The organism is Acinetobacter sp. T_3_1, assembly GCF_025377055.1.
Taxonomy (GTDB): domain Bacteria; phylum Pseudomonadota; class Gammaproteobacteria; order Pseudomonadales; family Moraxellaceae; genus Acinetobacter; species Acinetobacter kookii.
Map to the genome: position 1 here is coordinate 61,490 of NZ_JACHVD010000007.1, position 21,097 is coordinate 82,586.

The window sequence follows — 21,097 nt, forward strand, 5'->3', positions numbered from 1 at the left end:
CCCTATTTGGCTTTATTCAATTAACAGCGCGCAGTTCCAGCACCTGTACAGTTAAAACTGAATATTTTTAAATTGCCTGACAGGTGCAAATTGCCATGCATATTTAAGCCCATAAACCCTTTTTCTGTATTTTTATCAAACATGGGGACATCTAAGCCAGGAACTGTAGTTCCATCAGACTTTTTTTCTGTATAGGTAGTATAAATCATATTGTTGGCATAACCCTCAGCACTTGAAGTGCCTGTTTCGACCGCCAAAGTATTAAAACCTAAATTTCGAATTTTAAGGGGCTTATCATCAAAAAAAGAAATTTGTAATGCAGTTTGAGGATTACCGTCACGGTTTATAATGGTCGAACCATCTAATGAAAACTGATCAATTTGTAAAGTGCCTTGAATGCCTTTAAAAACCAACCATTTTTTATTACCCATAGCATCTTTATGATTATTCGGTGCAATCGCTAAACGACAAAATACATTGTCCGTACAACTATAAGAATAAAATGCCTCTGTGGCCTTACCTGTTGCATCAAAAACTGAAATATTTTTTAGAGATAAATCTTTAGCATAACGATGATTTAACGATAACGTCCAACTTAAATCTGCACCGCCTTGTCCTGATACATCAGTCATCTCATGATTATCCATACCCACTAACTGTGCATTGGTAACAGGGATAAACGCCAGCATAGAAATTGAACAAACCAGGTTCAGGATAGAAGTCTTAACACGTGGATACATAGCCTATTCTCCTATAAACCTGTTGTTTTTATTTTTAGGTGCTGAATGAGTACACCATCAATTGCAACCGTGCCTAAATTTGTCGCCTGGCCATTAATATTTTTAAAGACCACCCCGGTTGCATCGGCAGTTTTGTTCGCATTTAACAAATTGCCCGTAGCTGACCGTTCTACCGTACCAATCGTAATACTACTATGGGTTGCATTTCGACCTTGATAAGTCGTAGTAATATTATTTGCAGTCGTAGCAATTTCAGTACCGCAACTATAAACATTACAGGTTGAACCTTTTAAATAACTAGAAAGTGTTGTGTAGGTCACTCCATCTTTATCGACCATCGCAATATTCTGATTATTTTTATCTTTCAACACAGTGGTTGAGTCTGTGTCACTATAATAGGTATAAATTTGTGAATATATTTCTGGCACATTTGGAATACGGGTAATTTCTAAAATAATATTATTGCCTTCAGACCCTAAAATAAAAGGCTGATACATATTTCCTAATACCAAGTTGATATTGGGACTATATAAATACATCCCTTCCACATCATTAAATATAGGAGCTAATGAGCGGTCAATAGCTGGAGTGACTGCTGTGCCATCATATAAATCAGGATTACTGTCCGGACCTTTTTTGGCAGCAGTACTGAGTCTAATTCCACGAGCATCTAAATTAGAATCCGTTGCTTTTAGCGTAGATGGATCATCATTAGTATTTAGACGTAAAATTGCAGCCATGCCTAAAGTTTGATTGTAATTGGCATTGCTCGTCGCTGGTAATGTTTGGAATAATCGAACTTGTGACCCATTTAAATTCAAGCCATTGGCAATAAACTGGGTTCTCAAACGATAATCTTTATCCAGACCAGAAGTAGGTGCTCCAGTTAAGGGATCTACAGTATTACTTGAATTTAATTGGCGTGAAAAAATATCGCTCCAGAAACCCAATTTAAAAGTATCACTGGTATCTGTACCTTTTAGCTTTAAAGGTGCCTCCAATGCAATATAACCCACATTGGCCTTATTGCCTTTTGCAAACTGAATCGTATCCACATTACCTGCACGAATCAGCCATGGATTTGCTGCAGTTCCCCAATTAAAACCTTGATTACTGTATCGGGTGCTCAAGGACCCGTCACTTTTAGACAGGGCCAGGCCATAAATAAAAACGTCTGCTTTGGTTCTTAAACTTCCTACTGTAGCTTGAGCTGCTGCCAATTTTGCCAATCGAATGGCTTCAGTTTCAACCGCAGCAAGTGCAGTATTACTTGCTGTAGTAGCTTGATTCTTCGCATATTCAGCGGCTTGTTGATTAAGCACTTGTTGTGTTTTGGCTTCCAGCTGATTCGCAACAGTGGGGTCGATTATATTTTGTCTGGTTACACTTTGTGAATAGGTGGTTGACGGTATAATTTCAGTTGAACGATTACCATAAAGCAATTCAATCATTTCCAAGGTATTTTGTGCGGCGTATTCCTTAGACTTATTCGTCTGCCATGCAGTCAAAGTATGTGTTGTGGTTCCATCATTAACCAATCCTGTAACGATGGTACCATCATAATAATCATCATAACGTTGTTGATAATATTGTTTCATTAAAGGAGAATCGACATAACTCTGTACTACGTTACCCCGATATTCAGCAGTATAATCATTCTTTACAGTTGTGTTAACGGCAGTATAATTATTTGTTCTATAAGTATTATAAGCAGATTGATAGGTAGTTTCGTAAACACCGTTATAATTCGCAGCCTTCCCGCTTAAGTAAGCATCGGTATAGGTTTGATTATAGATTTTTGTGTAAGCACGCTGACCCAGCAGTTCATAATTTTCACCGGTCGGAATAATGCGGATAAAGCCCGTATCATACTGTCCTGGATCGGTAATTCCTTTGCCATAACTTGAAGCTTGTGAAATTTCGTTTGGGCCCTGAAAGACAATCTTGAAATTTTCAAGAGCCAGTGCAACCCCTTCACCTGTGGTTTCAGAAAGATGATCATCTGACAAAGATTCAAGCGCATAAACTGATGGGCTAAGTAAAGCTGCGAGCATACTCACCAAACAAGATTTTTTAAATCTTGCATTATTCCAACTTTGAGTCATCACGACCTTCCTTTTTATCAGATGCTCCGCATCATTATTTTTAATTCATCCTATGCTTGGTATGCCTAATTTTTACTTATTTGTCATGACGACAATGTTATTACCAAGTCTGTACAACTTTTTATTATGCTGAATATTATTGCAATTGCAAAAAAAACTGGTCGAATGAACCCAGTTTCCGATGAATGAATCACATAAAAAATAAACGGACCCAAATGGTCCGTTTATTCAATTGTTTATAATCTTTATGCTTTCGGCAACGTTACACCGGTTTGTCCCTGGTATTTACCGCCACGGTCTTTATAGGAGGTTTCGCATACTTCATCCGATTCAAAGAACAACATTTGCGCCACACCCTCACCTGCATAAATACGTGCCGGCAAGTTGGTGGTGTTAGAGAACTCCAGTGTCACATGACCTTCCCATTCCGGTTCAAGCGGCGTGACATTTACAATAATACCGCAGCGTGCATAAGTCGATTTACCAAGACATACTGTCAAGACATTACGCGGAATACGGAAATATTCAACGGTACGGGCCAAGGCAAATGAATTGGGTGGAATAATGCAGACATCTGATTCAATATCAATAAAACTTTTTTCATCAAAGTTTTTTGGATCGACAATTGCTGAATGTACATTGGTAAATACTTTAAATTCACGTGCACAACGAACATCATAACCATAGCTTGAAACACCGTAAGAGATGAGTTTTTCACCTGCTTCATCATAACGTACCTGGTTTTCTGCATACGGTTCAATCATGCCGTGTTTTTCGCTCATTTCGCGAATCCAACGATCAGACTTAATTGCCATTATTTCAATCCAAAAATAGTTAATTCGATTATTGCGCTGTACTTTAACTGAAATTGGCTACAATGAAAATAATGATCGGGCGATGATGTCATTTTTTACAAAATGAACATTTTCATCAGCGTGATTTCAAGACTTAAAAGTTTAAAGATTCAAAAGTTTAAAGACTTAAAAGAGCTGAATAACTGAGTGGAATGGAAAAGCTTAATAAAACCAATGAAGCAGTTTTTTGTAAATTGGACTGATTGAGCCAGCGTACTTTATTGGAAGCAAGGATGGAACCGATAAAAATCCAGAACAAGGCAATCGGGACAATTAAAAGCAGGAACATCACAATATGTGCCATATAATGATTTATGCTGAGCCATGCTGTACCTGGAAAAACAGCGGAAGCAAAGAGCAAGGCTTTAGGGTTCAGTAAAGTTGCACAGAACAATTCCTGAGGACGAATCGTCGGCAGATTAAAACTTGCTTCAATATCTGCGGTTTTCCAAAGTTTAATTGCCAGAAAAACAATATAGCCGGCACTCACAAGTTTTAGGATGATAGGTAATATTGGAAATTTTGCAGAAACGGTACCAATGATTAAGCCCCAAACAGTAATTGCAATTAAGTAGCCACATGACTCCGCAGGAATTAATCGCAATGATTTACGTACACCGACCTGAATGCCAGAAGAGGCTAGCAAGGTATTTGTTGGGCCAGGCGTCAATAGAATGGTAATGACTAAACCAATGAATAACCATGAAATCATATGCGATCTCTCTATAGAGTGCGCGAAGAGTAAATCACTTTATTGTACTTAGCAAATCAGAAATTTTACATCTTTTAAAAACCTAAAATCTGTTTTTAAAATCATTTAAAATTCAATAAATTAAAATCATTAATATCATTTAACTCTTGAGTCATTTGTTAAAAAAAATTTCAATAAATCTTTTTTTAAGGTTAATCATTTACATTTACCCAGCTTGATCTGTCCCTCAGGGATCGATTCAGGCACAATACCTCATCACTTAAGCGGCCTCTTTCTATGGCAAAACAGTTCTTTCAGTCATGGCTTCCCTCTCCGCAAAAAGTTGCAGGGATGAAAGTAATGAAGATTTTTGGTGAACGCACCTTAAATCCTTTACTTTGGTATGTGAACAGAAAGTCCATTTCAAAAGCCGTTTTTATTGGCACGTTTTGGGGCATGATGCCCTTACCTTTTCACAGTATTTTGATTGTATTGACCGTATTGCTATTTGAAGTCAATTTGCCTGTGAGCTTATGTCTTGCCTGGCTGACCAATCCTTTTACCCTGGTTCCGATCCTGTATTTGGGGTTCTGGTTAGGCAGCAAAATTTTCCAGGTCAATATGATTGATCAGGATATGATGCTGGGTGTGTTGCATCAAATCAGCCATGCTATCACTCACTTTGGGCATGGACACATCGACTTGAGCCTGGCGAAAATTTTATTATCCGGCTTGATACTAGAGGCTTTCATCTTTGCAATTGTATTCTTCGTAATTACGCGATTATTGTGGCGATGGAATATTATTCAGCACCATAAACGGCGCCGAGATTTTCAATAATCATTGTATCTTTAACCCTATTTAGCTTATTCACATGCTCTTTAACGACTAAAATGAAACCAAGCTGATTTATGGAATTTTCTCTATTAAAAACAAGAGCTGAATCTAAAATATAAAAAGCCCAAACAAGCTTAGGCTTTTCAAAGACATTGGCTTGATTAAACAAGGAAAATTAGAAAATCCGGTTTTGTGGCTTTTCTGTCTTTGGCAATTGATCGGCAATTTTCTGGGCAATGGCCATATAGCTTTCCGCAGCATCATCTCCTACCAGCACAGAAGGTTTACCGGCATCGGCATTTTCGCGAATTTGCACATTTAACGGTAAACGCCCGAGTAAAGGAATATGGTATTGTTCAGCCAGTTTGTCACCGCCCCCTGTACCAAAAATCTGTTCCTCATATCCACAATTAGAGCAGATATGCGTCGACATGTTTTCCACTACACCAATTACAGGAATCTGAACTTTATTAAACAGTTCAATGCCTTTGGTGGCATCCAGCAAGGCAACATTTTGTGGTGTGGTAACAATGACCGCACCTGTCACCGGAATGCGCTGCGCCAAGGTTAATTGAATATCGCCTGTTCCTGGTGGCATATCAATCATCAATACATCCAGATCTGGCCATAAAGTCTGGTTAAAGAGCTGCATTAAAGCACCGGTGGCTTTGGGACCACGCCAGGCAACCGGCGTGTTGTGGTCTCCGGTTAAATGGCCAATGGAAAGCACGGCCATGCCATATGCATCCAGCGGAACAAAATTCTCTGCTTCAATCATGGGGGTACGTCCGGCATTGCCCAGCATGGTCGGAATACTTGGCCCGTAGATATCTGCATCCAGAACACCGACTTTTAAGCCCAGTTTTTGTAAAGCCAATGCAAGATTGACGGTGGTGGTCGATTTACCCACACCACCTTTGCCCGATGAAACCAGGATCACATTTTGAATGCGTGGATGCTTGGGCACATCTCTTTGCTGCGGTGCGGGTTTCTGGATCGGTGGATTATTCGGATCTTCCGCAGCTTTGCTTTCAGCTGGAGCCGTTTGTCCAGCAGCATCTACCACAGGGGGAAGTTTTTGCGCTGAAGCTGCCGTTGAAGCCTGTGCATTACTTGCACAGTTATGCCCCTGTTTGCCATGATCAGGGTTAGAACAGCTTTCACCGCGTTTATGCTTTTGCTGAATAACATGCATATTCAGTTCCCGGATGCCGCATTTTTCCAGTGCATCGGCCAAATCATCATGAATTTTTTGCAGATGATCAGCTTCTTCGGGATAAGTATGCAGAGTGAGTTGTAATACCTGACCTTCTACATTGACCTGAGTAATCCGGTCTTTCAGGGCATGCTTGGAATTGGGCAAGATATAGCCTTGTAGCACATTCTGGATTTCTTCCTCCTTCACCTCTTGCGCAGGTGAAAACACAGATTTAAGCGAAGAAAGCCACGACATAAGTTTACTCCAAGTATGGGCATACAGCTGAATAGCATAGTTTAGCTTTAAATGCGGCGAAGGTTAAGCATAGTTCTATATCGCTGGAAGTATGGGAAGATAAATTCAAATGAATCTCCTGCTTGGACGATTCAATAAAACAGTCTTAAATCCGATTGATTTGTCTGCCAGTCTGCTTATTTCTGTTAATAATTCTGCTACAGACATGCTGCTATTTTGTTCTTTATATTGTTAAATTATTATAATTTTAATTTGGGGATAACATGTTATTTAAGTACCTAATTCCATTTATGTTTTTGTCAATAATGACATTTGGTCATGCAGCTGAAACAGCTTCAATACGCACGCCTGAAGGTCAAACTCTCAGCTTGGGCGATTCTTTTACTGACATGCAAACTCGTCTGCATTTATCTCCAAGCTCTATGGTTAGCCGCGAGTTCAAAGAAAATAAAAAAGATTATCTGGCTATGGACTATACCTATGAAGTTGAAAATATGCTTTATACCATTACCATTGTGAACGATCAGGTGAAAAAAATTGAATGGTTGAATACTGATCAGGACATTAAAAAAGATCAAATGACCAAAGAATGATTCAAAAGCATACATAAAAAAGATAGCTAAAGTGGATAATGCTTAGTGCCAAACTCCCTTTAAAACAGAGCAGGTCTAAGCTGATTATTTTTTAATTTACACAAGGTGTGGATGGCTGTTTTTTTTAGCTATTCAAATTGCAGCGGCATGTACAGCAAACCGCTGCAATACAGGATGAATTGTTTATCTCCAGCAATGTACTTGCGTTGAAAAAACCATGACTGCGACGAGGCACTCTGACCCTGATCTACCCTTTATTTAATCGGGATCATCAAGTGCTGGTAAGGTGTTCCTGGCCACATGACATAAGGTACAGCAGTATCCGGCTGGGCATTTTTGGGATACATGTCATAAAAACCGGGTTCGGCACCCACAATTATGACGTGAGGACCCGTCTTGATCCAGTGGTTACCTTTGGTGGTTTTTTGGGCATACGGATCGGTATTACTGGCATCGGTTCCTCCCTCTAACATGTATATAAAGCCGATTTTACCTACATTTGGCGGTTTGTGTCCCATCCAGGCTTCTGCCCATTCCAGCGCAGCCTTGTCCATGCACATCGGGTCTGGACCGGGGGTCGTCGGATTATCAGGTGAATGCCACCTGCCCCTTATAAATGGAATTGCCATGGGTCCACGGCAAGGCTTTCGACATGATTTTTTCAGCAGCACCCGCAGCATACAAAATTTCCATCGATCGTTTGGTATAGACCAGGGCACGACTACCTTCAGACAGCTGCAGTTCTGACGATAACAAAATGACTTTCACACCCTGTTTCGCCAAAAGCAGTGCCGTGGTCATGCCAATGGGACCGGCACCGACAATCGTGACCGTGTCTGCATCGGTGACCACAGCTTCTTGGCTGTGAAAATGCGGAAATACCTGATATTGGTAATAAAGAGATTTTCGTGGCTGCGTTGCTGGAAAATGCATTTCGAACTCCTTGTCCTGATTATGCTAAAACGATATCAATCGTTTAATTAAACCCCTGCACATGCAATTCAGTTACACACTGAAATTGAATGTTTTCTTATCATCTTTTCATTTTGTTAATGATGCTGGCAGATCCTTTGCAGCCCGATGAACCCTCATAGTCCTTTGCTATGCTTGTCCTTTGGTCACAAAATCTGTAAGTGCCTGAGCGGTGGCTTTTAAAATACGGACTTTTTCATGTTCAAAGTCCATCGGTAAATATGCCTCGTTGCCCAGTGCTGCAATACAGAACTCAATGTCACCGTGAATATTAAAAACCGGGACACAAAACGAGTTCACCCCCACCAACATATCGCCTGAAACAGTCGCTGCGCCCTGTGACACAATGTCCTGTTTCATATTTAAAAATTCGTTCCAGTTTGCCGGATAAACCTGTACACCCTGTTTTTGTTTGTCCTGCCATTCACGTTCAAGTAAAGGCCGAACCACATTTTCTGGCATAAAGCTCGCAAATGCGCGACCCGTTGCCGAATTGAGCAATGGCATGATTGAACCGACCCGCGTGATGACCGATACCGGCTGATCAGGTTCAATAAACTGCACAATCAATGGTCCTTGCGAAGTCCAGCGACTGATTTGCAAACCACAGTGAATTTCACGATGCAAAGCCTGAATATAAGGCTGCGCTGCCTGAATCACATCGGTACGCTGGATGCATTGCAAGCCCAGCCGCCATGCCTGGTCACCCAATGCATAACGTCCGTCTTCAAGCTGCTTGGCATAATTCATCCGCACCAAACTCACCACATAGCGGTGCACTTTTGCCGGATGCATCGCCAATGCTTCAGCCAGTTCCTTCAGCATCATGGGATTGCGATGTGCAATTAAGGCATCCAGCACACCCAGGCCCACTTCCAAGGATTGCACACCACCTTGTGTTTTTTCTTCAGACATTAGTCGACAACTCTCATTTTGAATGGCGCCTATTCTACTCGAAGCCATCTGATTACCAAAAATCAAACCGCAGGAGAGCATCGAGAAATCTCAATTCAATTTATTAAATTTACGTAATACGTAATTAATTTATGTATTGCGTAATTTATGAAAATCAGTATGATGAGATTAATCCCAAAAATCAATAGGTCTTGGACATCAGATTCATGATTTTTTATAAAAATATATAAGTTATTGTTTTTAATATTTTTATATTTAATTTACGGACTGGTTTCAAGCCAATTTGAAACAAAAATTGATATCAGGGTTGCATTGACCCCGGTGGTTTTACATAAGGAACATGGACATGACTCGCCAATTAAAATCGTTTATTGAGGTTGCTCAAGATTCAGATTTCCCTATCCAGAACTTACCTTACGGCGTATTTAGCGAGACAGCTGAAGGCACACGTCGTATTGGCGTAGCCTTGGGTGAATGGGTGGTAGATCTTGCAGCATTGGAAGCGAACGGCTATTTAGCCCTTCAGCCGGGTGAACAGTATTTCAATCAGCCCACCCTGAACAAATTTATTGATTCAGGAAAATCCAGCTGGTCTAAAGTACGCGCAGAATTACAAAAGCTGTTGTCTGCAGACAATGCTGAATTACGTGACAACAGCGCACTTCGTGAACAGGTGTTCTTTAAGCAGGCCAATGTGACCTTGCATTTACCGGTACATGTTCCAGGCTATACCGATTTTTATTCTTCTAAAGAACATGCAACAAACGTGGGCTGCATGTTCCGTGATCCTAAAAATGCCCTGCTGGCCAACTGGTCCGAACTTCCTGTGGGTTATAACGGCCGTGCCAGCTCTGTAATTGTCAGCGGTACAGACATTGTGCGCCCTTCTGGTCAGATCAAGTTGCCAAATGAAGAACGCCCGCAATTTTCAGCGTGCCGCAAGCTCGATTTTGAACTTGAAACCGGTTTTATCATTGGCAAACAAAATCAATTGGGTCAGCCCATTTCCGTTGAAAATGCATGGGATCATATCTTCGGTATGGTACTGTTCAATGACTGGTCAGCACGTGACTTGCAACAGTGGGAATACGTGCCACTCGGTCCGTTCAACTCCAAAACCTTTGCCTCTTCCATTTCGCCATGGATTGTCACCTTAGAAGCGCTGGAACCCTTTAAAACAAGTTCACCTGTTCAAGAACCTCAGCCATTGGCTTACTTACGTGAAGACCATTCAGCAAACAGCTACGACATTCAGCTGTCTGTGGAAATTCAAGCTGAGCAGGCAGCACAGGCTGATGTCATTTGTGAAACCAATTTTAAATACATGTACTGGTCAATGGCACAGCAATTGGCGCATCACACCATTGCTGGCTGTAATGTACAGGTCGGCGATTTAATGGGTTCAGGGACCATTTCCGGGCCGACCCCCGATTCTTATGGATCTTTACTGGAAATCACCTGGAATGCGACCAAACCCTTAACGCTGAGCAATGGCGAACAGCGTACCTTTATTCAGGATGGCGACACCGTGATTATGAAAGGTCACTGTGAAAAAGACGGTTTACGCATTGGCTTTGGCGAAGTCAGTGGCAAAGTTTTACCTGCACTTCAGTTTGATTTTCAGTAATTCCGGGGATCAAAGCGATGCAACTGTATACCTATTTTCGTAGCTCGGCGGCCTATCGTGTCCGCATTGCGCTGAATTTAAAAGGCTTAAATGCCGATTATATTCCTGTGCATTTGCTCAACAACGGCGGTGAACAACATAGCGATGCCTATAAAGCGGTCAATCCATCTGAACTGGTTCCAAGCCTGGTCAATAATGAATTTCAGCTCAGTCAATCGCTAAGCATTTTGGAATATCTGGAAGAACGGTATCCCGAGACAGCACTGCTTCCTCAAGATATTCAGCAACGTGCCTTGGTGCGTGCGTTCAGTCTCGCGATTGCCTGTGACATTCATCCCCTGAACAACCTGCGTGTACTGCAATATCTGTCAGGCACACTGGAGGTAACGGATGAGCAAAAAAATACCTGGTATCGCCACTGGGTGGACACTGGTTTTAAAACCCTGGAAGCCTTGCTGCACAGCTCCAATGGCCGTTTCTGCTTTGGCGATCAACCCACATTTGCCGACTGCTGCCTGATTCCACAAGTCTATAACGCCTTACGTTTTAATGTGGATATCACAGCTTATCCCCAAATTGCATCTATTTATCAGCATTGCAACACTCTTGCAGCATTTCAACAGGCTGCCCCAGAAGCACAGCAAGAAGCGGCTTAATTTCAAGAAAAGGACATTCAAAATGGCAATACAAATTGAAAAAATTCACCACGTTGCATACCGTTGCAAAGATGCCAAAGAAACGGTGGACTGGTACAAAAAAAATCTGAACATGAACTTTATTTTGGCATTTGCCGAAGATCATGTGCCATCGACCAAAGCCTTTGATCCCTATATGCATTTATTTTTAGATGCAGGCAACGGTAACGTTCTGGCATTTTTTGAGCTGCCTACTCAGCCTGAAATGGGTCGCGATGAAAACACGCCAAAATGGGTTCAGCATATTGCTTTAAAAGTCAAAGACCGTGCCGCACTCATTGAAGCCAAAGCACATCTGGAAGCCAATGGCGTGGATGTTTTGGGCATTACCAATCACGGAATTTTCCATTCCATTTACTTCTTCGATCCAAACGGTCACCGCCTGGAACTCGCTTATGACGACGAAAAAGCGCCTGAAAAAATTGCTATGATTAGCGAAGAAATGAAAGAAGAAATGCTGGCTGAATGGTCGCAGACCAAACGTGCCCCGCACCATACGCATTTCCTGCATGCAGATGAATTGGAAAACAATTCTGCACAAGCCAAAGTGGATCATTGATTAAAAGGATAAATCGGATGAATAAATGGGTTGCAAGTGCAGCAGAAGCCCTGGATGGCATTGTTGCAGACGGTCAAACCGTTGCAGTGGGTGGTTTTGGCTTATGTGGTATTCCTGAAGCATTAATTGATGCCCTAAAAGACACTGGGGTTAAGAATCTGACCTGTATTTCCAATAATGCCGGCGTTGATGACTTTGGTTTAGGCAAATTGCTGCAAACCAAACAAATTAAAAAAATGATTTCATCTTACGTGGGTGAAAACAAGGAATTTGAACGTCAATACTTAAGCGGCGAGCTGGAAGTAGAACTCACCCCTCAAGGCACACTAGCCGAAAAATTACGTTCAGGCGGTGCTGGCATTCCTGCATTTTACACCCGTACAGGTGTCGGCACTTTAATTGCCGAGGGCAAGGAAAGCCGCATATTTGAGGGTCAGGAATATATTCTTGAAGATACCTTAACTGCCGATGTGGCCTTGGTCAAAGCCTATAAAGCCGATAAAGCCGGTAATTTAGTGTTCCGGAAAACGGCACGCAACTTTAACCCTGAATGTGCTGTGGCTGGAAAATTCACTGTGGTTGAAGTGGAACAGATTGTGGAGATTGGTGAGATCGATCCTGATGAGACCCATCTTCCGGGTATTTATGTAAACCGTATCATCGTCAATGCAACACCTGAAAAGCGCATTGAACAAATGACGTTAAAGGCGGAGGCTTAAATCATGGCTTGGACACGCAATGAAATGGCACAGCGCGCTGCGCTTGAGCTTGAAGATGGCTTCTATGTGAACTTAGGCATTGGGCTGCCGACACTGGTTGCCAATTATATTCCTGAAAATATCAACGTCTGGCTACAGTCTGAAAATGGCTTGTTGGGTATTGACGAGTTCCCGACTGCAGAAACCGTTGACCCCGATCTGATCAATGCCGGCAAGCAGACCGTGACCGCACGACAGGGTGCGGCGTTTTTCTCAAGTTCAGAATCTTTTGCCATGATTCGCGGCGGACACGTGAACATTGCCATTTTAGGAGCAATGGAAGTTTCGGAACGCGGCGATTTGGCCAACTGGATGATTCCAGGCAAAAAAGTCAAAGGGATGGGCGGTGCGATGGATCTGGTTGCCGGCGTGCAAAAAGTGGTGGTACTGATGGAACACAGCGCAAAAGACGGTAGCCCGAAAATCGTTAAAAATTGTGCCCTGCCCCTGACAGGTCAAGGCGTCGTGAATCGTGTCATCACTGAACTTGGCGTAATGGACATCACTTCTGAAGGCGTAAAACTGGTTGAACTTGCTCAAGATGTCACGCTTGAACAGATTCAGGCAGCATCAGGGGTCGATCTGGTTATCTCCTCAAATGTGGTGGCAGCGTAAATTTTTCATGAAAAAAGCAGCTTCGGCTGCTTTGCTCTGTGCTGAAAATTCAGAATACTTTAATTTTGCAGCTTCCAATCAGGCAACTGGTAAAAGTTTTCTCATAAAAGTTTTCTCATATTTAATTGGGTTTTTAAATATGGCTCTTTTCAGCATGCTTTATGTTGATTCATCCAACGCAGCGGTTACCACTTGAAAGCGTGATCAGGCTTCCACGCACATCTCAACCACGAAATGCCGCTTCTATTACAGCAATGTCAATTTTTCTCATCGTCATCATGGCATCAAATGCACGTTTGGCGGCTGCACGGTCGGGGCTAGTGTATGCCTTGGTTAGGGCAATCGGCGTAATCTGCCAGGAGATGCCCCATTTGTCTTTACACCAGCCGCATTCGCTCTCCTGACCGCCATTGCCGACAATTGCATTCCAGTAGCGATCCGTTTCCTCCTGATTCTCGGTCGCCACCTGAAATGAGAACGCTTCGTTGTGCTGAAACACGGGGCCACCATTCAGCCCGAGGCAGGCAACGCCAAGTACAGTAAACTCCACAGTTAAAATATCTCCTTCCTTCCCTGACGGATAATTTCCAGGTGCACGGTGTACCGCACCGACCGATGAATCTGGAAAGGTCTCGGCATAAAATCTTGCAGCGCCTTCAGCGTCATTGTTGTACCACAGGCATATGGTATTCTTTGCTATATTCATCATTTCACCTCTTTATAAAGAATGCGGCTTATGTGATTCGGAATGACTAGCACGCGTTCCCCATATTGGTTTAAATATTTTGTTCAACACCGTTTCTATATTTGACCAAAAAATGAAATAGACCTATTTCATAATTGTATTTTTATTAGACTTCTTTCATAAATCCTTTGAAAAACTAAAATTGTTTGTAAAGCTGAAATTGAAAATGATTTAATTCATTTTTTACCAAAGAAATTTGAGTCTTGACTTGGAAGAATTCTGGGATAATTTAATGATTGCGACTTTTATTAAATACCGATTTAGAGTTCAACCTAATCTGCATAATATTTTGGACATCTAAATCCCTATTTTCATTCATGAACACCGCATTAGACTTAAGTAGTAAAAGATAGAGCATATTTACACAGGAATTGATTAACGTAGGCTTTTTGATAGTTTTTTTTGATGCTGCCATGCTTAGAAAAATAGCTAAAATTGCTCCATCTCAGCGATTGAGTCTGATTTAAAAATAAACGATTTATTAAAAGAAATAAAAATGTACTGCTGAACTTCTCCATAACTGCATTCGGACTTGCCTAAAGGGTCAGGATGGCAGATCGCGATGCATGCTCAGATCAATACATGACAGTATTTCAAGTATTTTTTCACCGTTATAGTCTTACTTTCTTTACGATCAATAACATACAGAGCAAGAACTCTACATCCAGTGGTTGCCGTAGTTGAATCACGGTTATTCATGGTCAATGGCGCGATATAGCCCAGCAAAATGCGACATGCTAAGTCCATCCCGATCGAGTTGATGCTAAACAGGACATTATTGGTTTTTTGTCCCCTCTTAAATTCGAGGTCCTTAGCTTGAGTAAGTCTAGAATCTCGTTGTGCAGCGCCAAGTGACCATTTCAAGTGCCCATTTAAGGAAAATACACTTTCCAGAGCAAACGTCACTTTAAGCTTGATGCAGTGCGGCTTTTCACATCAACGCCTTATCCCAATCTTTGCTTTATGGACTGAGAGAAGTTCAATTCTTCAGCAACGATTATAAAATCATGCAGTCGCCATAATTTTATATAACTGGCCCGTTGAGTAATAAAAAACATCACTCCTAAAAAAATAAATAAACCCAGATTAAATACAAGTATTTTGGTAGGAATTAACACTTTAACTATGATTATAAAACAAAAAAATTAAAATAAAATCAAACCTTAAAAACACTAGTGATTTAGTAGGAATTACCCCAAAAGAACAATTAAAAAAACAGATCGAAAAGAACAAGTTTATTTAGATTAAGTATTTGTAAATAAACAATATAATTAAAAAAATAATTTCATTTAAGCAATATTCATTAAAATAAAATAAAACATTTTAAATACCAGTAATTTAGTCGGAATTAATATAAAAAAATACCCCGATTAAAATAAAAAATAAATCAAAATCATGACCAATTTAATAGGAATTAAACCACCAACAATAATCCATTTAATATCTCAATTAAAATAAAAAATATATTTCATCAAAATCCCCTTTGCTTCCATCATCGTTGCAAAGTTTGAATCTATGACTTTGTACCTAGACGGGTCACAGGAGAAGTTTTCATGAATGGAAAAATTGATGTGTGCGAAATCGACGCTTTGGTCGATGCACAAAATGGACGTATTACCCCAGCGATCTATACCGATCCTGGCCTTTATGAACTGGAACTTGAACGTGTCTTCGGCCGTACCTGGTTATTCCTTTGCCATGAAAGCCAAATTCCAAAAGCAGGCGACTTTTTCAATACCTATATGGGCGAAGACCCGATTATCGTGGCACGCCAAAAAGACGGTTCAATCAAAGCATTTTTAAATCAATGCCGTCACCGTGCGATGCGTGTCAGCTTTGCAGACTGCGGTAATACCCGTGCCTTTACCTGTCCATATCACGGCTGGTCCTATGGCGTCGATGGCTCATTAAAAGACATTCCATTAGAAGACCGTGCTTATCCGCAAGGCGCCTGCAAAGAAAAATGGGGTTTACTCGAAGTCAACCGTGTTGAAACTTATAAAGGCTTGGTTTTCGGTTGCTGGGATGAAACCACACCTGACCTGATCGACTACATGGGCGACATGGCATGGTACTTAGATGGTGTGCTGGATCGTCGTGAGGGCGGTACCTGTATCGTGGGTGGCGTACATAAATGGGAAATTGAATGTAACTGGAAATTTGCAGCGGAACAGTTCGCCTCTGACCAATACCATGCCCTGTTCTCACACGCATCTGCAGTACAAGTACTTGGTGCAAAACCGGATGATGAATCGACCAAAACCTTAGGTAAGGAACAGACGCCTCGCCCTGTGTGGGAAACTGCCAAAGATGCCTTGCAATTCGGTTCTAAAGGTCACGGTTCAGGCTTCTTCTTTACTGAAAAACCCGATGCAAACGTGTGGGTCGATGGTGAAGTCGCCAACTATTTCCGTGAAACCTATGAAGAAGTGAAAGAACGTTTAGGTGAAATCCGTGCCTTACGTCTTGCCGGTCACAACACCATGTTCCCAACGCTGTCTTGGCTCAATGGTACCGCGACGCTTCGTGTCTGGCATCCACGTGGACCAAACAAAACTGAGGTTTGGGCATTCTGTATCTGTGATGCTGATGCACCACAAGACGTAAAAGATGCATTCGAACGTTCTGCAACACGTGCCTTTGGCCCTGCGGGTTTCCTGGAGCAAGATGACTCGGAAAACTGGGTTGAAATCCAGAAAGTACTGCGTGGTTATAAAGCCCGTAACAGCAAACTGATTGTCGAAATGGGCAAAGGCACTGAAAAAGTCCGTGAAGACGGTGTGCCCGGGATCACCAGCTATATTTTCTCTGAAACAGCCGCACGTGGTTTCTATCGCCGTTGGGCAGATCTTCTGGTTCATAAAGAATGGGAAGACGTTGAAAAAGCAACTGAAGCATATGAAAAGGAGCTTGTGAAATGAGCCAAGTGAGCCTAGAACTTCATTACCAAATTAGCCAGTTCCTGTATCGTGAAGCAAAATTGCTGGATGACTGGAAATTCCGCGAATGGTTAGACATACTCGCTGAAGATATTTCCTATACCCTGCGGACTACGCCAAACGCTCAAACACGTGACCGTCGTCGTTCAGTGGAGCCACCAACGACTTGGGTATTTAACGACAATAAATTTCTGTTGGAACGTCGTGTGGCACGCCTTGAAACAGGTATGGCTTGGGCTGAAGAGCCTCCATCACGTACCACGCATATGGTCAGTAACGTGATTGTGGAGCCGACTGAGGTTGAAGGCGAATACGATGTGTATGTGACTTACCTGCTCTACCGCTCACAGAAGGAAAAAGACGTGGTGATTTACTGTGGTAAGCGTCATGACAAGATTCGCAAAGTGGAAGGCGGTTTAGGTTTCCAAATCTTTAACCGTAAGATCACCCTCGATCAGGTGACCTACACCTCACATAACCTAAGCGTGTTCTTCTAAGAACGGATCGGCAGCCTGTATCGGCTGCCTTTTTTTCAGGAGCTTTTCATGGCCGTTAAACTGATTTGTGCTTCGCATAGCCCGTTAATGGAATTTGCGACACCTCAAGAACAATACAAAGAACAAGCCGTTCGTGATGCTTTTGCCAAACTTGCAATTGAGGTCAAAGCCTATGACCCGACCCTGATCATTAGCTTTGGTCCTGACCATTTTAATGGTTTCTTTTATGACTTGATGCCAAGTTTCTGTGTGGGCATTCGTGCCGCCGCAGCAGGTGATTGGGACTACGGTAAAGACAATGATCAGATCAATGTCCCTGAAGAGAAAGCCTTGGCCTTGGTGCGCCAAGTGCTGGATCAAGGCGTGGATGTGGCTTATTCCTATCGTATGCAAGCCGATCATGGCGTGACCCAACCCCTGCACTTCTTGTGTGAAGGTCAGCTGGACCGTTATCCAACCATTCCGATCTTTGTCAATGGCGCTGCTGCACCGATGCCCACCACCAAGCGCACCATTGCTTTAGGTCGTGCTGTGGGTCAATTTATCCAGTCTTTAAACCTTGAAAATGAACGTGTACTGATTTTGGGAACCGGTGGTCTTTCTCACGATCCACCGACACCGCAAATGGGATCCGTGCCGCCTGAGGTGGAAGAATTCCTGATTGCGGGTCGTAACCCAACAGCTGAAGCACGTGAGGCACGTCAAGCCAAGGTCATTGCTGTGGGGCAAAAATTAGCAGCGGGTGATACCTCTGTTTCAGTGCCCTTGAATCGTGACTGGGATTTGGCTTTGCTGGAGAAATTCGAAAATGCTGATTTTCCAGCTTTAGAGGCCATGACTGAAGCGGAGATTCGACGGGATGGCGGTCGTGGCGGTCAGGAAGTTCGGGCATGGATGGCAGCTTTTGCAGCCCTGCATGAAGTGGGTCACTACGAGATGACAACACATTGCTATGAAGACATCAGTGAGTGGATCGCAGGCTTCGGCATCGTATCTGCAGAATTAAAAGCTTAATCACATCAGCAACATCGAAACCATCCGTGGCCATAGGGTAAATAAAATCAACGCTGAAGCACCTACGGTTGAACTTCAAAATGGTGACGTTGTTGCTGATCACAAACTGTTGCTTACAACTGAAGGTGCAGCACATCAATAGCGACCAGAAAAAGAGGTACACGATCGAAATAAAGGTAAAAGACTCGGTTTTGAGATTCAATTTAATCGCTGGAATCTACAACTTGGAACGAATCTACACCTTGAAACTAAATAAAAGTGATTTAGGAGAGATTTATTATTGAGTATATTTAATTAATGAATACAGAACAGATAAGAAAAATAAAAATATCCAGGCGAAAAAAAACCATCGTTTAAAGTGATAGTAAAATAAAAGCTGTAAAAAAAATGCTGAAGTTATGATCAGGAAAATCCAGGTGATCATTCCCACAGAAAGATCATGGTCCAGACAGTTCAAGTATAAAGAAATACCCATAAAAATAAATGAGCATATTTTTAACGAAGATTGAGCATAATCAAAGGTCAGGAAATTATAATTGAGTTTTTTCATTCCACTTTGACTGGTCATACACAGCTGCATCATTGCAACAATTGCCCACAATATTGCAGCCAAACTCATTTAGCCACCTCCCTCATTTTTATTTTCCTGAAATAATAACAGGCAAAAATATATCCTGTGGCTATGAATATAAATACCAGATCAACGCCTGCCACCGACCATTGCTGATGCCGCAATGTATTGAAAATGAAAGCTTGTGGAGATAGAAATATTGGACTGAATACCGTCATCCATAAAATAAAAGCTGTAAGTATGAAGGCTAAAACAATGGCTTTTTGCATTTTAACCAGCATCGGAATGACCAGAATTCCAATCCAGCTCATAAAAAATATGAATAACTCATACTGAACCCGATGCTCAAGACTGGCCAGTAAAATCCGGTTAGCCAAAAAATACATGGCTGTTGCCAACGGCAAACCCAGGAAGGTGAAATAATTAAGGTAACTCACCACTGTATAACTTAATTTATTGTGCTGTTTAATGCGTTTCCTTTGCCATAATAAAGCTCCCGCGACCAGCATGATACAACCGATTAAACCTAAACTTGCCAGCATCCATCTCATCCATTGACTGGCATAATATCCTAAATGAATGCCATAGGTTGCCGAACTGATTTGAGCGACAGGATGCAGGTTTCTTTCAGAACTCAGATTCTTCCCGGTATTTGCTGCAAAAATAAATTGTGGATTATTGAAAGTAATTAATTTGTTATATCCATAATCAAACGTAATTAACGCTTCTGCAGTATTTGGGTTTTTGACTTCAAATTTTTCCAGAACAGCCCCATTACTCCCCTGCTGAGGCAATTGACGAGAAAATATGGAGAATTCTTTTAATTGAATACCTGAATCTTCTGCCGGTTTTGGAACATTGCTATATTGTATTTCACTATAAAACTTTTTTATTCCATTCTCGCCATATTGTTGATGAATACCCATAGGCATGAGCAGATAGAAGAAAATCATGACACCGGTAAAGGCCATAATCAGATAAAAAGGCAGGGTCACTACGCCGGTAATATGATGTAAATCCAATAAGGTACGCTGTCCCTTAAAGCTCCGGAATACAAAAAAATCTTTAATTATTTTTTTATGGGTAAATATCCCGGTGATTAATGCGATGAGAAATAGACCCCCTACAATCACCACAAGCGTTCTACCCACGACATCAGGCAAAGGATAAAGACTGTAATGTAATTTAAAAAAGAAGTCACCCCCCAGACTTTCCCGACCCTCTGTTAAAATTAACCCTGTATTCGGGTCTTGCAGTTTATGGTACTTACTGGTTTGGTCTTGCCATTCCAAAGTGTTAAAAGGCATTCGGGAAGTGGCAAGATTCACTCGCCATCTTTTTGCATCGGGCGCATGGGTATTTAAATAATCATAGGCAACCTGGGCCGACTCAAGGGAACTGGGAGACGCTTTTAGATATAAAAAATTTTCAGGTTTAGACCAGAGATTGATTTCTGTTCTGAAATAGGCAATAGACCCGGTAAAAAAAATCAGGAAAACTGACCACAATACAACGATACCGAACCAGCTGTGTAAAGTTGCCTGTACCTGGCGAAATTGCATTTAATGTTCTCCCAATTTCCTTATGATCCAATAGCCCAGCAATAAAATATAACTGAGATAATTGATTCTCTTTTGCCATAATTTAGAGGGAATACAAGGAACTAAAACAATATAAAAAATGAGAAAAATAAAACTTAGAAGAGCGGATAAATAGATATTTTCAGCTTTTGCAAATGGCAAATAATCAGGTAAAACCCAAGAGATCCATAGGCTATAGCCATAAGCGGCCAAGCAGATATAAAAAATTTCTTGAATAGATAACCATTCTGGTTTCTGTTTATCCATTGACCTTATCTTTCATCACATATCAGGAAATGAGGAAGTATCTGTACGGCGACAGATACTTCCTGGGTGA

The 21,097-nt window shown here is 41.7% G+C and carries 22 protein-coding genes and 1 pseudogene; 12 read left to right on the top strand and 11 right to left on the bottom strand.

The genetic code is table 11. The annotated features are described in order from the left end of the window. Positions 1-20: 20 nt before the first annotated feature. From H4I94_RS08945 to H4I94_RS08960, 4 genes are all read right to left on the bottom strand, one after another. Positions 21-740 (bottom strand): hypothetical protein, encoded by a 720-nt coding sequence (locus H4I94_RS08945; RefSeq protein WP_409976759.1) that lies wholly within the window; start codon positions 738-740, stop codon positions 21-23. A gap of 11 nt (positions 741-751) precedes the next feature. Next, a complete protein-coding gene (locus tag H4I94_RS08950; protein ID WP_261182845.1) occupies positions 752-2,845 on the bottom strand; it encodes a hypothetical protein in 2,094 nt (697 codons plus the stop codon). 245 nt (positions 2,846-3,090) lie between these two features. Next, on the bottom strand, positions 3,091-3,660 hold the full coding sequence (gene dcd, locus H4I94_RS08955; protein ID WP_092818796.1) for a dCTP deaminase: 570 nt from the start codon (positions 3,658-3,660) through the stop codon (positions 3,091-3,093). Positions 3,661-3,817: 157 nt separating this feature from the next. Then, positions 3,818-4,411 (bottom strand): LysE family translocator, encoded by a 594-nt coding sequence (locus H4I94_RS08960; RefSeq protein WP_261182846.1) that lies wholly within the window; start codon positions 4,409-4,411, stop codon positions 3,818-3,820. Between the two features lie 276 nt (positions 4,412-4,687). Between H4I94_RS08960 and H4I94_RS08965 the strand changes: the two genes are divergently transcribed. Continuing rightward, on the top strand, positions 4,688-5,230 hold the full coding sequence (locus tag H4I94_RS08965; RefSeq protein WP_261182847.1) for a DUF2062 domain-containing protein: 543 nt from the start codon (positions 4,688-4,690) through the stop codon (positions 5,228-5,230). A gap of 172 nt (positions 5,231-5,402) precedes the next feature. On the opposite strand, the gene apbC is transcribed toward H4I94_RS08965, so the two are convergent. Next, entirely contained in the window at positions 5,403-6,680 is a 1,278-nt protein-coding gene (gene apbC, locus H4I94_RS08970) for an iron-sulfur cluster carrier protein ApbC (protein WP_261182848.1), read from the bottom strand. A gap of 305 nt (positions 6,681-6,985) precedes the next feature. On the opposite strand from apbC, the gene H4I94_RS08975 reads away from it, so the two are divergent. Then, positions 6,986-7,273 carry a hypothetical protein gene (locus H4I94_RS08975; RefSeq protein ID WP_092818800.1) on the top strand — a complete coding sequence of 96 codons (288 nt, stop codon included), beginning with the start codon at positions 6,986-6,988 and terminating at the stop codon, positions 7,271-7,273. A 254-nt stretch (positions 7,274-7,527) separates the two neighbouring features. Here the strand turns inward: H4I94_RS08975 and H4I94_RS08980 are convergent, their stop codons facing one another. From H4I94_RS08980 to H4I94_RS08990, 3 genes are all read right to left on the bottom strand, one after another. Further along, complete coding sequence (locus tag H4I94_RS08980; RefSeq protein WP_261182849.1) at positions 7,528-7,833, bottom strand: hypothetical protein; 306 nt, start codon at positions 7,831-7,833, stop codon at positions 7,528-7,530. Between the two features lie 28 nt (positions 7,834-7,861). Then, positions 7,862-8,206 carry an FAD-dependent monooxygenase gene (locus H4I94_RS08985; protein WP_261182850.1) on the bottom strand — a complete coding sequence of 115 codons (345 nt, stop codon included), beginning with the start codon at positions 8,204-8,206 and terminating at the stop codon, positions 7,862-7,864. 168 nt (positions 8,207-8,374) lie between these two features. Then, the gene (locus tag H4I94_RS08990; protein WP_092818801.1) at positions 8,375-9,160 is read right to left on the bottom strand and encodes an IclR family transcriptional regulator; all 786 of its coding nucleotides are present in this window, start codon (positions 9,158-9,160) and stop codon (positions 8,375-8,377) included. 346 nt (positions 9,161-9,506) lie between these two features. Here H4I94_RS08990 and fahA point away from each other — a divergent pair, with 346 nt between their 5' ends. From fahA to H4I94_RS09020, 6 genes are read left to right on the top strand one after another with little or no spacing between them, the layout of a single operon-like run. After that, positions 9,507-10,787, top strand: a complete 1,281-nt coding sequence (gene fahA, locus H4I94_RS08995) for a fumarylacetoacetase (RefSeq protein ID WP_261182851.1) — start codon at positions 9,507-9,509, stop codon at positions 10,785-10,787. A gap of 17 nt (positions 10,788-10,804) precedes the next feature. Continuing rightward, entirely contained in the window at positions 10,805-11,443 is a 639-nt protein-coding gene (maiA, locus tag H4I94_RS09000; protein ID WP_261182852.1) for a maleylacetoacetate isomerase, read from the top strand. 22 nt (positions 11,444-11,465) lie between these two features. After that, entirely contained in the window at positions 11,466-12,041 is a 576-nt protein-coding gene (locus tag H4I94_RS09005; protein ID WP_131273615.1) for a VOC family protein, read from the top strand. A gap of 17 nt (positions 12,042-12,058) precedes the next feature. Continuing rightward, positions 12,059-12,760 carry a CoA transferase subunit A gene (locus H4I94_RS09010; RefSeq protein ID WP_131273616.1) on the top strand — a complete coding sequence of 234 codons (702 nt, stop codon included), beginning with the start codon at positions 12,059-12,061 and terminating at the stop codon, positions 12,758-12,760. Between the two features lie 3 nt (positions 12,761-12,763). Further along, on the top strand, positions 12,764-13,414 hold the full coding sequence (locus tag H4I94_RS09015; RefSeq protein WP_261182854.1) for a 3-oxoacid CoA-transferase subunit B: 651 nt from the start codon (positions 12,764-12,766) through the stop codon (positions 13,412-13,414). Continuing rightward, positions 13,398-13,610, top strand: coding sequence for a hypothetical protein (locus H4I94_RS09020; RefSeq protein ID WP_261182856.1), 213 nt, complete (start codon positions 13,398-13,400; stop codon positions 13,608-13,610). Before H4I94_RS09015 ends, H4I94_RS09020 begins: the two co-directional genes overlap by 17 nt. Positions 13,611-13,637: 27 nt before the next feature. On the opposite strand, the gene H4I94_RS09025 is transcribed toward H4I94_RS09020, so the two are convergent. Continuing rightward, positions 13,638-14,120, bottom strand: coding sequence for a VOC family protein (locus H4I94_RS09025; RefSeq protein ID WP_261182888.1), 483 nt, complete (start codon positions 14,118-14,120; stop codon positions 13,638-13,640). A 1,592-nt stretch (positions 14,121-15,712) separates the two neighbouring features. Between H4I94_RS09025 and hcaE the strand changes: the two genes are divergently transcribed. The 4 genes and pseudogenes from hcaE to H4I94_RS16260 all read left to right on the top strand — a co-directional run. Next, positions 15,713-17,080 (top strand): 3-phenylpropionate/cinnamic acid dioxygenase subunit alpha, encoded by a 1,368-nt coding sequence (hcaE, locus tag H4I94_RS09030; RefSeq protein ID WP_131273617.1) that lies wholly within the window; start codon positions 15,713-15,715, stop codon positions 17,078-17,080. Then, positions 17,077-17,595: a 3-phenylpropionate/cinnamic acid dioxygenase subunit beta gene (gene hcaF / locus H4I94_RS09035; protein ID WP_261182857.1), complete on the top strand. Its 519-nt coding sequence runs from the start codon at positions 17,077-17,079 to the stop codon at positions 17,593-17,595. Before hcaE ends, hcaF begins: the two co-directional genes overlap by 4 nt. A 48-nt stretch (positions 17,596-17,643) precedes the next feature. Next, the gene (locus tag H4I94_RS09040) at positions 17,644-18,609 is read left to right on the top strand and encodes a 3-carboxyethylcatechol 2,3-dioxygenase (RefSeq protein ID WP_261182858.1); all 966 of its coding nucleotides are present in this window, start codon (positions 17,644-17,646) and stop codon (positions 18,607-18,609) included. Between the two features lie 13 nt (positions 18,610-18,622). After that, positions 18,623-18,748, top strand: a pseudogene (locus H4I94_RS16260) (FAD-dependent oxidoreductase); the annotation flags it as partial. Positions 18,749-19,224: 476 nt separating this feature from the next. Here H4I94_RS16260 and H4I94_RS09045 read toward each other — a convergent pair. Continuing rightward, entirely contained in the window at positions 19,225-20,742 is a 1,518-nt protein-coding gene (locus tag H4I94_RS09045) for a PepSY-associated TM helix domain-containing protein (RefSeq protein ID WP_261182859.1), read from the bottom strand. Then, the gene (locus tag H4I94_RS09050; RefSeq protein WP_261182860.1) at positions 20,743-21,027 is read right to left on the bottom strand and encodes a hypothetical protein; all 285 of its coding nucleotides are present in this window, start codon (positions 21,025-21,027) and stop codon (positions 20,743-20,745) included. Between the last annotated feature and the right edge of the window lie 70 nt (positions 21,028-21,097).